General features: G+C 54.5%; 14 protein-coding genes. 1 reads left to right on the top strand and 13 read right to left on the bottom strand.

All coding sequences use genetic code 11. From position 1 onward, the window contains the following. Positions 1–27 precede the first annotated feature (27 nt). Positions 28–1,089, bottom strand: a complete 1,062-nt coding sequence (locus tag AC2FC2_RS18995; RefSeq protein ID WP_209636385.1) for a diguanylate cyclase — start codon at positions 1,087–1,089, stop codon at positions 28–30. A gap of 219 nt (positions 1,090–1,308) precedes the next feature. On the opposite strand from AC2FC2_RS18995, the gene tatA reads away from it, so the two are divergent. Next, positions 1,309–1,518 carry a Sec-independent protein translocase subunit TatA gene (gene tatA / locus AC2FC2_RS18990; protein WP_209636903.1) on the top strand — a complete coding sequence of 70 codons (210 nt, stop codon included), beginning with the start codon at positions 1,309–1,311 and terminating at the stop codon, positions 1,516–1,518. Between the two features lie 95 nt (positions 1,519–1,613). On the opposite strand, the gene lipA is transcribed toward tatA, so the two are convergent. From lipA to lptE, 12 genes are all read right to left on the bottom strand, one after another. Next, positions 1,614–2,579, bottom strand: a complete 966-nt coding sequence (gene lipA / locus AC2FC2_RS18985) for a lipoyl synthase (RefSeq protein ID WP_020825611.1) — start codon at positions 2,577–2,579, stop codon at positions 1,614–1,616. Next, a complete protein-coding gene (gene lipB / locus AC2FC2_RS18980) occupies positions 2,572–3,240 on the bottom strand; it encodes a lipoyl(octanoyl) transferase LipB (protein WP_490659723.1) in 669 nt (222 codons plus the stop codon). The genes lipA and lipB overlap by 8 nt, the downstream gene beginning before the upstream one ends. Before the next feature lie 134 nt (positions 3,241–3,374). After that, on the bottom strand, positions 3,375–3,638 hold the full coding sequence (ybeD, locus tag AC2FC2_RS18975; RefSeq protein WP_020825613.1) for a DUF493 family protein YbeD: 264 nt from the start codon (positions 3,636–3,638) through the stop codon (positions 3,375–3,377). A 236-nt stretch (positions 3,639–3,874) separates the two neighbouring features. After that, positions 3,875–5,086: a D-alanyl-D-alanine carboxypeptidase DacA gene (gene dacA, locus AC2FC2_RS18970; protein WP_037417985.1), complete on the bottom strand. Its 1,212-nt coding sequence runs from the start codon at positions 5,084–5,086 to the stop codon at positions 3,875–3,877. A 176-nt stretch (positions 5,087–5,262) separates the two neighbouring features. Then, the gene (gene rlpA, locus AC2FC2_RS18965) at positions 5,263–6,354 is read right to left on the bottom strand and encodes an endolytic peptidoglycan transglycosylase RlpA (protein ID WP_209636378.1); all 1,092 of its coding nucleotides are present in this window, start codon (positions 6,352–6,354) and stop codon (positions 5,263–5,265) included. Between the two features lie 10 nt (positions 6,355–6,364). Beyond that, entirely contained in the window at positions 6,365–7,477 is a 1,113-nt protein-coding gene (mrdB, locus tag AC2FC2_RS18960; protein ID WP_012005638.1) for a peptidoglycan glycosyltransferase MrdB, read from the bottom strand. Positions 7,478–7,485: 8 nt separating this feature from the next. Next, complete coding sequence (mrdA, locus tag AC2FC2_RS18955) at positions 7,486–9,381, bottom strand: peptidoglycan DD-transpeptidase MrdA (protein WP_209636376.1); 1,896 nt, start codon at positions 9,379–9,381, stop codon at positions 7,486–7,488. Between the two features lie 38 nt (positions 9,382–9,419). After that, positions 9,420–9,890 carry a 23S rRNA (pseudouridine(1915)-N(3))-methyltransferase RlmH gene (gene rlmH, locus AC2FC2_RS18950; protein ID WP_004949595.1) on the bottom strand — a complete coding sequence of 157 codons (471 nt, stop codon included), beginning with the start codon at positions 9,888–9,890 and terminating at the stop codon, positions 9,420–9,422. 3 nt (positions 9,891–9,893) lie between these two features. Then, positions 9,894–10,211 carry a ribosome silencing factor gene (rsfS, locus tag AC2FC2_RS18945; RefSeq protein WP_037417998.1) on the bottom strand — a complete coding sequence of 106 codons (318 nt, stop codon included), beginning with the start codon at positions 10,209–10,211 and terminating at the stop codon, positions 9,894–9,896. A 188-nt stretch (positions 10,212–10,399) separates the two neighbouring features. Next, the gene (gene nadD / locus AC2FC2_RS18940) at positions 10,400–11,062 is read right to left on the bottom strand and encodes a nicotinate-nucleotide adenylyltransferase (protein ID WP_490659722.1); all 663 of its coding nucleotides are present in this window, start codon (positions 11,060–11,062) and stop codon (positions 10,400–10,402) included. Continuing rightward, a complete protein-coding gene (gene holA / locus AC2FC2_RS18935; RefSeq protein ID WP_265554423.1) occupies positions 11,052–12,086 on the bottom strand; it encodes a DNA polymerase III subunit delta in 1,035 nt (344 codons plus the stop codon). Before holA ends, nadD begins: the two co-directional genes overlap by 11 nt. Continuing rightward, complete coding sequence (lptE, locus tag AC2FC2_RS18930) at positions 12,083–12,643, bottom strand: LPS assembly lipoprotein LptE (protein WP_265554420.1); 561 nt, start codon at positions 12,641–12,643, stop codon at positions 12,083–12,085. The genes holA and lptE overlap by 4 nt, the downstream gene beginning before the upstream one ends. Positions 12,644–12,649: the final 6 nt, after the last annotated feature.

The raw sequence follows: 12,649 nt of genomic DNA, 5'->3' as shown, positions 1-12,649 counted from the left end.
GGAAAGCAGAAATTGTCACTCTTGGTATTAATGATTGGGCACCGCGAGTTCCAGGCGATTGCGGCCGTTGTTCTTCGCACGATACAACGCGTTGTCAGCGGCTTTTAACCAGTCCAGATAGCCGGTCATTTCACCGTGATAATCGGCGATGCCGGCGCTGATATTCAATCTTAGCTGTGGCGCCTCACGGAAAATAATGTCGTTCAGCCGCTCCTGAATGCGTACCAGCGCAATACTGGCTTGTTCAGCGCTGGTGTTTGGCAACACGGCTCCAAACTCATCCCCGCCGTAGCGCCCAACAATATCCACTGCACGTAATCCAATTAACAGCTCTTCGGCCAACACCGCCAGGGCCTCGTCCCCCAGCGCATGCCCGAAGGTGTCGTTGATGGTTTTGAAACGATCGATATCCATCAAAATCAGTGTTGCGCTGTGCTGATAGCGCCGGCAACTGTCAAATTGGTGATGGAGCAAATGTTCCCAATGACGGCGGTTATACAGCCCTGTCAGGCCGTCACGCATGCTGATACGCAGCAGTTCCTGTTTTTTCTCCGCCAGCCGTTTGGCGGTGCGGTACGTCACCAGCCCCAAGAGCGTGGGGTAGAGATAGATCATCGGCAGGCACAGATAGATCTGCAGCGCTGTGCTTTGTGGTTGAAAGGGAAAACCCAGCACGGCACCGATCGCCAGGGCACTGAACACTTGCACGGCCAATCCTTTGAGGAACAGTGATTTTCCGGCGGAGGCAATGTTGTTCATGCCCATCATCGACAGGATAACGACTGACGGTAAGGCATTGAATGCCATCATCGCCACCCACAGCCCACCAAAAAATGAATCGATCAGCAGGTTGCGGATCTCAGCCTTGAAAGGCATAGCGGAACGACGTGCCCATTGGTAGGCAAGGTGTGGCCAGATAAAACCGTGGAGAACCAGCAGGCCCCATATCCAAGGAGACGTCTGCTGTGAATAAAGCACCGAGAATACACAGATAAAACCGACCCCAAGGCCGACAATGCGAGGCAGATAGGTGCGTCTGGCGAAGCTGAGGCCGGAACGTCTGGTATCAATGACTGAAGGCGTGTACATCCGGCAACTCCACAGTAAGTAGAATGACAGCGTAGCATGCAGCTAAGAAACTCAGAATAGTCTGATTAATGTTCAATGCATTTAAAATAGCATCTTGGCTCAAGATCTCACTCTGTTACATGTTGATGTTGTTTTGGCTCAGGGAAAGTAGGTAAATATTATCAGGCAAGCTTTGTTGTTTCGCTGCGTCCGCAGCGCTATATGAATAAGAAGGTGAGTATGGAAGGTCTCAGTATTACCAAACTTCTGGTGATTGCGGTGTTGATCATTTTGCTGTTCGGTACCAGCAAGCTGCGTTCTTTGGGCGCAGATTTAGGCGCTGCGCTGAAAGGCTTTAAAAAGGCGGTCGGTGATGATACGACACCGCCAGCAGCGAACACCGCTGAAAGCCAGTCCAACCCGCAGAGCGTGGAAAAGAAAGACCAGTAATTACGCTTTTGGTTGGGCAATAAAAAACGGATGCCGCAAGGACATCCGTTTTTTGGCGTTTCCGTGATGAGAAACGTAACAATTCATTGCTGCGATTACTTCACTTCCATCCCTTTTGCCTGCAAATCGGCATGGTAGGATGAACGAACAAACGGACCGCATGCGGCATGGGTGAAGCCCATCGCCATCGCTTCTTCTTTCATTTCGTCGAACTCTGCCGGGCTGACGTAACGCTGTACTGGCAGGTGATGACGGCTTGGCTGCAGATACTGGCCCAGAGTCAGCATGGTCACACCATGGCGACGCAGATCGCGCATCACTTCAACGATTTCCGCATTGGTTTCACCCAGACCGACCATCAGGCCTGATTTGGTTGGGATGTGAGGATGTGCTTCTTTAAAGCGTTCCAGCAGCTTCAGTGACCACTCGTAGTTAGCGCCCGGACGAACCTGACGATAGACGCGCGGTACGTTTTCCAGGTTGTGGTTGAACACGTCTGGTGGCGTTTCGGTCAGGATTTCCAGTGCGCGATCCATACGGCCACGGAAGTCCGGTACCAGGGTTTCAATCTTGATAGTCGGGTTCTTGGCGCGGATGGCGGCGATACAATCGGCAAAGTGCTGAGCACCGCCGTCACGTAGATCGTCGCGGTCAACCGAGGTAATGACCACATAACGCAGGCCCATATCGGCGATGGTCTGAGCCAGTTTCTCCGGCTCGTTAGCATCCGGGGCAACAGGGCGGCCGTGTGCCACGTCGCAGAATGGGCAGCGGCGGGTACAGATAGCGCCCAGGATCATAAAGGTGGCCGTACCGTGGTTGAAGCACTCAGACAGGTTCGGGCAAGAAGCTTCTTCGCACACCGAATGCAGACCGTTTTTACGCATTGCGGCTTTAATGCCTTGAATGCGGGTAGAGTCGGCAGGGAGTTTGATTTTCATCCACTCGGGTTTACGCAACAGCTCCTGCCGTTCGGTGACCACCGTTTTAATCGGGATCAACGCCATTTTGTCTGCATCGCGGTATTTGACGCCGCGTTCCATCTGAATTGGTTTACTCATAATCGTGCAGGTTCCAGTTACGAAGCTCGACCTTCGGGTAGCCGAGTAAATGAACAAATTCCTGTACCAGGACTGGGTGTACGTCTTCAATACCAACGCCAGGCACAACCGCGCTGACCTGTGTCATCTGCATGCCGGCGTAACCACAAGGGTTGATACGCTGGAAGGGGGTAAGATCCATGGCGACATTCAGGGCTAAGCCGTGGAATGAACTGCCTTTGCGGATCCTCAAACCCAACGAACAAATTTTTTGCTCCCCCACGTAAACACCGGGCGCATCCGGACGGGCGCGTGACGCGATGTTGAAATGGGCAAGGGTATTAATAACGGTATCTTCAATAGCCGTGACCAGCTGCCGAACGCCAACCTTGTTGCGTTTCAGATCAACCATCACATACATCACCTGCTGCCCCGGGCCGTGATAGGTCACCTGGCCGCCGCGATCGCTCTGAATCACCGGAATGTCACCCGGCATTAACAGATGCTCGGCTTTACCGGCTTGGCCTTGGGTAAACACCGGCTGATGCTGAACCAGCCACAGCTCATCTGGCGTGGTCTCGATTCGGCGATCGGTGAAGTTGTGCATGGCTAGGGATACAGGCTCGTAGGGCTGCAACCCCAGCTGACGCAAAATGATCTTGTCTGGTTGCAAAAGAGTCATCGCCAGGTTACAGAAGTGGTAATGCCATTATACCGGGCGCTCTGGCCCGCGACCAGCATTTCGCTGACCAAAAATGCGCAACCCGGGCAGAGAATGCTCTAGCCCGGGCTGAAAAGCAGGTTTTTGTGCTGGAATTACAGCACCATGCGGACAATTTCAAGGTTGCCCAGCTCATCATATAAGGTTTCTACCTGGTCTATATGAGTCGCGTTAATGGTGATGGAAACGGAGTGGTAATTGCCTTTGCTGCTCGGTTTAACCTGTGGGTTATAGTCCCCAGGAGCATGGCGCTGCACCACTTCAACCACCTGGTCTACCAGCTCGGGTTGTGCCAAGCCCATTACTTTGTAGGTAAATGAGCAAGGGAATTCGAGCAGTTCGTTCAGTTTAGTTTTCATGTGCGCTCCAGAGTGCGGCTATCAATATAGTCCCGTCATACTTGAAACTGCCCCTTTGTTGGCTGCCCTTACTTAGCCGAATCACTTACTTGAGTAAGTTCATCGGGATTCATACGGTTGCCGCCTCGACGCAACTCCAATTATTTAGGGTATCGCTAATCTATAAATTATAACTCCCGCCGGAGCGGGAGTTAAAGTTAATCAGTATATGGGGGCGATTTCGCCCGTTTCAACTGTTAACCGAACCAGTGGTGGAACATCAGTTTGATGTAATCCACGATACGGCTGAAGAAACCACCTTCTTTCACTTCGTTCATCACCACCAGTGGGCGCTGATCGATGGTTTTGCCATCGAGCTGGAAGTTGATGCTGCCGACAACCTGGTTTTTAGCCAGAGGGGCATGAATTTCTGGTGTGTTCAACACGTAGCTGGCTTTGAGGTCTTTCATGCGGCCGCGTGGAATGGTCAGATAGACGTCTTTGTCTACGCCCAATTCAACGCGGTCTGTATCGCCGAACCACACTGGCTCAGAGGCAAACTCTTTGCCCACTTTCAGTGGCGCAACGGTTTCGAAGAAGCGGAAGCCCCACGTCAGCAGTTTTTTGCTTTCGGTTTCACGGCCTTTATAAGTACGACCACCCAGCACCGCAGAGATCAGGCGCATCTGGCCTTCTGTTGCAGAGGCAACCAGGTTATAACCTGCTGCATCGGTATGGCCGGTTTTGATGCCGTCCACGTTCAGGCTGGTGTCCCACAACAAACCGTTACGGTTCATCTGGCGGATATTGTTGAAGGTGAACTCTTTTTCTTTATAAATCGCGTATTCATCTGGTACGTCGCGGATCAGCGCCTGGCCGATCAACGCCATATCGCGTGCTGAACTGTACTGACCCTGTGCATCCAAGCCGTGTACGGTTTGGAAGTGGGTGTTCTGCAGGCCCAGCTTGCTGACGTAAGTATTCATCAGATTAACAAATGCGTCCTGGCTGCCTGCCACGTAGTCGGCCATGGCCACACAGGCATCGTTGCCGGACTGCAGGTTAATGCCGCGGGTCAGCTTGGAAACCGGTACGCGGTCGCCTGGCTTCAGGAACATCAGCGAAGAGCCTTTGAATACCGGGTTGCCGGTTGCCCAGGCATCTTGTCCGACGGTAACCAGGTCTTCCTGGCCGATTTTACCTGCTTTCAGTGCCTGGCCGATGACGTAGCTGGTCATCATTTTGGTCAGGCTGGCTGGGTCGCGGCGCGCATCGGCGTTCATTTCGGCCAAAACTTTACCGGAGTTGTAATCAATCAGGACGTAGGCTTCCGCGTCGATCTGCGGTACCCCTGGGATCATGGTCTTGATATTAACGTCATCGGCATGCGCAACAGTAGTTGCACTCATCGCGATAACGGTGCCGAGCGCTATGCTCTTGATTAAGCGGAAAGAAGTTACTTGTTTCATGATCGAGACTACAACATCCATGAGGGTAAAGTTAAAAACGAGCCACACTATAACAGATGAGATCCCGGCAGGCATTAGCCAATCCTCTGACTCATCGCGCTTTACTGGCTTTAGCTGAAAGAAAATGTTTCAGCTAAAGGAAGGAGTATCAGTCGCGATATCTGCCGGAACTCTGTTTAAGGTGCAGCAGTGACAAAAGATTGTTGCTGCGCTTCGCTAGCGAGGCGCTGCTGCAGCTGAGTCGCTTGTTGGCGGCTGCTGAACGGGCCTAACTGTACGCGATAAACGTTGCCGCTGGCAGCCACTTTACCGGGCACGCCAAACTTTTGGCTCAGGCTTTGTTGCCAGGTCTGTGCACGTTCGGCACTGCTCAGTGCACCAACCTGGACGACATAGCTTCCGCCAGAAGCCATGCTGCCTGCACCAACGGCTGCTGTGGCAGCTACAGGGGCCGCAATGGCGGCAGCGCTGACTGCAGGTTCAGGCTCTGAGCCTTCCAACACGCCAGCCGGTACGGCACTCGGCGCACCAAGGAAACCGCTGCGGCCGCTGTTGCTGGTGGCCGCTGCTGGGGCGTCATCGCCGTTATTCAGGCTGCTGTTGTCAATGGGGCGAACTGCTGCGCCGCTCGCGACAGGAACGTCCTGCTGTACCGGGGTGCCCATGCTGCTGGAGCCAAGATCCGGGCGTGAAGGCAGGGCGTAGCTTTGTTTGGCGACGGTAGTACCGATGGTGCCAGGACCGCTCAGGGTGCCGTCCGGTGCAACATTGATGAAATCAACCTTGACCTTGGTGTTGTTGGACAGGTTCAGGCGATCGGCCACGGCTCTCGACAGATCGATAATGCGACCTTTGGTGTAAGGGCCGCGATCGTTAACCCGAACCACCAGTTGGCGGCCATTGGCCAGGTTGGTCACGCGTACGTAGCTTGGGATCGGCAGCGTCGGGTGTGCGGCGGTCAGACCGTTAGGATCGAACTGTTCACCCAGCGCCGTGGTGTTGCCTCGGGCTTCTTCGCCATAGGAACTCGCCAGACCGGTTTGCGAGAAGTTCTGCGGATCTTTCACAATGCGGTAAGTGTCGCCATTAACCTTATAATCCTGCAAGTTATTAGGGTTATAGGGTTCATATTGAGGCTCAACGCCACCGATTTCCACCACCGGCCCGTTATACGGCTGCTGCGGCGGTGCTTGCTGTTCCGAGGTCGGGGCGGTACAGGCGGAAAGTAACACCGCGACTACGCCGACCCAAAGCCATTCCTTACGCATTACTCACCTCTTATAAACTTTTAGACATCATTTTCCGATGCGTGTGGATCGACATGATGATGCCGAACCCGGCCATAAGCACAATCAGCGCCGAACCCCCGTAGCTGACCAGAGGCAAAGGTACGCCAACTACCGGTAAAATGCCACTGACCATGCCAATGTTAACAAACACATAAACAAACAAAATCAGCATCAGGCCGCCGACCATCACTCGGCCGAAGGTCGTTTGTGCCTTGGCGGCAATCATCAGACCGCGGATAATCACCAGCAGGTACAGTGCCAGCAGCACCAGCACCCCGATCAGCCCTAACTCTTCGGCCAACACCGCGAAGATAAAGTCGGTGTGGCGTTCCGGCAGGAATTCCAACTGCGACTGGGTACCGTGCAACCAACCCTTGCCTGACAGACCACCGGAGCCAATAGCGATTTTTGACTGAATAATATGATAGCCGGCACCAAGCGGGTCGGTTTCCGGATCGAGCAGCATCATGACGCGGTCGCGCTGATAGCCGTGCATCAGGAAGAACCACAGTACGGGGATAAAGGCAGCCAGCAATACCGCAGCCACGGCGATCAGCTTCCAGCTCATGCCGGACAGAAACAGCACGAACAGGCCGGAGGCGGCGATCAGAATTGAGGTCCCCAGATCCGGTTGTGCGGCAACCAACAGCGTTGGCAGGAAAATGAGCACCAGTGCGATGGCGGTATTCTTCAGCGAAGGCGGACAGACGTCGCGGTTCATAAAGCGCGCCACCATCAGCGGCACGGCAATCTTGGCAATCTCGGACGGCTGGAAGCGCACAAAGCCGAGATCAAGCCAGCGCTGAGCCCCTTTACTGATTTGGCCGAAGGCATCCACCAAAATCAGCAGGATTACGCAGAAGATATACAAATACGGCGCCCAGCTTTCATACACCCGCGGTGGGATTTGTGCCATGACGGCCATCACGATCAGCCCCATGACGATCTGGCCGATCTTGCGCTCCATCATGCCAATGTCCTGCCCGCTGGCGCTCCACATGACGAACGCGCTGTAGACCAGCAGGGCCAGAATGAGTAGCAGGAATGTAGGGTCGATGTGGATTTTGGTCCAGATCGACCCTTTTTGTTGGCTTTCAGTCATGTTCTACCTTAATCACCCTCTACGCCTGGTGGCAGTGGGGCTTCAGATGGTAATTGCGTATTGTTATCGCCCAACAGGATATGGTCGAGGATCTGACGGGTTATTGTCCCGACCGCCGGACCGGAGCCGCCGTTTTCCAGAATGATGGCGACCGACACCGTAGGGTTGTTGTACGGTGCAAACGCCGTCATCAATTTGTGGTCACGCAGGTGCTCCGCCAGTTTGTGGGCGTTGTAGGTTTCGTAGCCGAATACCTGTGCGGTACCCGATTTCGCCGCGGCTTTGTAAGGTGCATCCGCGAAGTACTTACGCGCCGTCCCGTTCGGACGGTTGGCTACACCATACATGCCGTCTTTGGCAATTTCCCAGAAGCCGGAATGAATATCGCCGATCTGCTTGCTTTCTTCTTGGCTAAATGGCACCAGTGCCCCATTGATTCTGGTGCTCTGCAACAGATGTGGCGTTTTGACGTTGCCGTCGTTTATCAGCGTGGTCAGTGCCTTGGACATCTGGATAGGCGTAGCCGTCCAGTAGCCTTGGCCTATGCCTACAGGAATGGTATCGCCCTGGTACCAGGGTTTTTTATAACGCTTGAATTTCCACTCGCGGGTCGGCATCAAGCCAGAACGCTCTTCGGACAGATCGATACCGGTATATTCGCCGTAACCGAACCTGGTCAGCCAGGTCGACAGGCGATCGATGCCCATATCGTAGGCGACTTGATAGAAGAAGGTATCCGCCGATTCTTCCAGCGCTTTGGTCACATTCAGGCGGCCGTGGCCCCACTTTTTCCAGTCGCGGAAGCGTTTTTCCGAACCGGGTAATTGCCACCAACCGGGATCGAACAGCGTCGTATTTTTGGTGATCACCCCAGCGCTGAGTGCCGAGACGGAAATGTACGGCTTCACCGTGGAGGCTGGGGGATAAAGCCCTTGCGTTGCACGGTTGATCAGCGGCCGGTTCGGATCGTTCAGCAGCCCCTGGTAGTCTTTGCTGGAGATACCGTCGACGAACAGGTTCGGATCATAGCTAGGGTTGGACACCATCGCCAGAATGCCGCCGGTGCGCGGATCGCTCACGACTACCGCAGCCCGGCTGCCCACCAGCAACTGTTCGATATAGCGTTGCAGGTTGAGATCCAGTGTCAGGTAAACGTCCTGCCCGGCAGAAGGCGGCTGTTCGTGCAACTGGCGAATGACACGCCCGCGGTTGTTGACTTCAACCTCTTCGTAGCCGGTTTTGCCGTGCAGGGTATCTTCGTAATAGCGTTCGATGCCCAGCTTGCCAATATCGTGTGTGGCAGCGTAGTTGGCCAACTTGCCATCTTTATCCAGCCGTTCAACGTCACGGTCGTTGATCTTCGACACGTAGCCGATCACATGGGTCAGGGCAGATCCATAAGGATAGTAGCGGCGCTGATAGCCTTTAACTTCGACACCGGGGAAGCGGAATTGGTTAACGGCAAAACGCGCCACCTGCACTTCGTTCAGGGCGGTTTTCACCGGGATAGAGACAAAACGGCGCGAGCGTTTGCGCTCTTTCTCGAAATTGGTGATGTCGTCATCGGTCAGATCGACCACGGGCCGCAATGCCTGTAGCGTAGCCTTAAGATCGTCGATCTTTTCCGGCATCAGTTCCAGTTGGTAAATCGTGCGGTTGAGCGCCAGCGGGGTGCCGTTGCGATCGTAAATGATGCCGCGACTGGGCGCGATGGGCACCAGTTTGATGCGGTTTTCGTTGGAGCGGGTGCGGTAATCCTCAAAGCGGACGATTTGCAGATTATACAGATTGGCGATGAGGATGCCGGTCAGCACCAGGATGACCAAGAACGCCACCAGGGCGCGGCGTACAAACAGGGCCGATTCAGCCGTATAGTCGCGAAAAGGGTTACGTTCTATTTTCATCCCGCTGCTTTATTTCACTCTGTCACGGTTACCACCGATTATTCCCGGTGGTAAGGATGATTTGTTGTAATACTCCAGGCGCGGTAGAGGCTTTCAGCCACCAGAACGCGCACTAAAGGATGCGGCAATGTCAACGGCGAGAGTGACCAACTTTGTTCGGCTGCGGCCTTGCACGCGGGGGCTAGCCCTTCTGGGCCGCCAATTAACAGGCTGACGTTGCGGCCATCCTGCTTCCAGCGTTCGAGCTGTTGCGCCAACTGCGGTGTTTCCCACGGCGTTCCGGGGATATCCAGCGTGACAATACGATTGCCTTTGCCCACCGCCGCCAGCATCTGCTCGCCTTCCTTTTCCAGAATGCGTTTGATATCGGCATTCTTGCCGCGCTTGCCCGCCGGGATTTCGGTCAGCTCAAACGGCATGTCTTTTGGAAAGCGGTGCAGATAATCCATAAAGCCGGTCTGCACCCAGTCTGGCATTTTAGTGCCGACCGCTACCAGTTGCAGTTTCACCGCTTAGCTCCAGAGTTTTTCCAGCTCGTACAACTGACGGCTTTCTTCCTGCATCACGTGAACAATCACTTCGCCTAAATCGACAACCACCCAGTCAGAAGCTTCCTGACCTTTCATGCCGAACAGTTCCATACCGGCGTTGCGCGCTTCCTGCACAACGTGGTTGGCGATCGACATCACGTGACGGGTAGAGGTGCCGCTGCAGATGATCATGCAATCGGTGATGCTGGATTTACCCTGTACATCCAGAGCGATAATGTCTTGGCCTTTCAGGTCATCAATTTTATCGATGACGAAATCTTGGAGCGCTTTACCTTGCAAAGGTTCCCCCTCGGGTGTGTTCGGTTTATTCGACTGCGGCGGGCAACTGCCCGTATTGCGGCCTGAATCAATGATAAGTCGGCAGGATGCCGCTGAAAGCCAGCTGGTGACTGCCCGGCCAGCTAAGGTTTCCGGGGTTTTCAGCGAATACCTGAAAAATAGCGGCGCAGTATATCATGCAGCTCTCGCTAGCGATATAAACCCTGTAACTCGATATAGCGTTGTACTGAACGTGGCAACAGGTCATCACAGTTGAGGCCCTGATGGCGGCGCTGGCGGATTTCCGTGGCAGAAATTTCCAACTGCGGTGTGTCTGCCAGATAGATATAGCCCTGAGGTTTCAGGCTAAGCTGTCTGGCATCGGTCACCTGATGCTGTTCCAGCCACTGCTGCAGTTCTTGCGTGTCCATCCGGTCATTGTAACCGGGACGGGCCAGCACCAGCAGATGACAGGTCTCCAGCAGCGATTGCCAGCGGTGCCATTTGTGCAACGACAAGAGCGAGTCCTGGCCAATAATAAACGCCAGAGGCAATTCAGCGCCACGTTCTTTACGAATGGCTTCCAGCGTCTCTATGGTATAGGACGGCGTTGTGCGGTGCAGCTCACGGTCGTCTACGGCAAATAACGGATTGCCGGCGATTGCCAGCTCTACCATTTTCAACCGTTGCTGTGCATTAGCCTCGGGCTGAGGGCGATGCGGGGGAACATGGTTTGGCAGTAGCGTGACCCGGCTCAGGCCAACTTCTGCTGCGAGGGCCTCCACCGGCCGTAAATGGCCGTAGTGGATTGGGTCAAAGGTACCGCCAAACAGGGCGTGCAGAACGGTGGTGTCTTGCGTTTTAGTGGGCATCTGAAAAACTCGTGGCCAGAGGTTTGCCGCACAGCAGCATTGACAGGGTTTCCAGTTCCGACCAAACCGATTGGCCGTAATCCTGTTTAAGGGTGATTTCAATCTGCGCCAGCAGATGCACAGCTTGCCGCAGTTGGGTACCGGATAGCCGCTGTAATGCCTGAGTGACCAGATTGCGGCGGTTTTGCCACACTTTGTACTGATCAAACAACGTGCGCAGCGGCACTGATGCCATGCGTCGTTGCAAATTCAGCAATTGCAGTAATTCGCGCTGCAGGGTACGTAGCAAAATGACCGGTTCGACATCTTCCTGCTGCATCTGTTGCAGGATATGCCAGGCACGTTTGCTTTTACCTGCCAACAGAGCATCTAGCCAGTGGAATGGCGTGAAGTGTGCGGCGTCGTTTACCGCCAGTTCAACGCGCGGTAGCGTGAGTTTACCGTCTGGATGCAGCAGTGACAGCCTTTCGAGTGCCTGCGACAACGCAAGCAGGTTGCCCTCGTAGCAATAGCACAGCAACTGATTGGCCGCGTCGTCCAATTCCAATTTCATGGTTTTGGCGCGCTGTGCTACCCAGCGTGGCAATTGGGCTTGCTCAGGTGTTTGGCAACTGACATAAGCACCATGCGGAGTGAGAGCCTTGAACCAGGCGCTGTTTTCTTGCGCCTTGGTCAGGCGCGGCCCACGCAGTATCAGCAAAATATCGTCATGCAGCAGGGCGGCCAGCTTGATTAGCTGTTCACCGATAGGCGCGGTGGGTCCGTTCTCCGGGAAGATCAGCATCAGCGTCTGGCGACTGGCAAACAGGCTCATGGCCTGACAGATGCTGAAAATGGCGTCCCAGTCGGTATGGGCATCAAGTGAAATGCTGTAATGCTCGGTGAACTGCTGTTGTTGCGCCGCCTGACGGATCAGATCCTGGCTTTCCTGCAACAGTAACGGTTCATTGCCACTCAATAAATAACAAGCGCGCAGCCCTTCTCGGAGCTGCGCGGCAAGTTGTTCAGGATAAATACGAATCATTGATCTACACGGCTGGCCGCTTTTTCACCGGCGGCAGCGGCTTTCTGTTGCGTTTCTTCTTCCGCCGCGTGCACGGTCAGCAGTTTGCGCACCAGTTGCTGCGCGGCCTGCTCACGCATTTCCTGACGAATGATCTCCTGTTCGGAGTCTTTAGCCAGTGCGGTCAGTGGGTTATCGAAGAACGAACGGAACACTTTCACGCTCAGCGGATACAAATCGTGACCCGGGAGCAGCACCTGTGCCTGAACGGTCAGCACCATCTGGTACTCAGCGGTTTTACCGTCCTGGAAGATAGACGCGGTATCCTGGCTTTCGGTTGCGCCAATGATGCGTAGGGAAGGGAGATCCTTACGTTTCGCATCTTTGACAATGGTCACGCCGCTTAGACGCAACTGTTCACGCACTGCACGGGTCAGCGGGCCATAAGGGTCTCCACTATCCAGCAGTAGCGTTTTCATTTCTGAGGGTACCTGCGTGGTGCCACGCAGGTGAAAACCGCAGCCAGCGGTGACCAGCACCGCCAACCCCAGCAACAACGTCAGAATACGATGTCGCACAACGCC

It is taken from the genome of Serratia sp. CoH_122_TC_1 (genome assembly GCF_058191755.1).
Note: the sequence above shows the minus strand (reverse complement) of the source record. Positions and strands in the feature narration are given on the sequence as shown.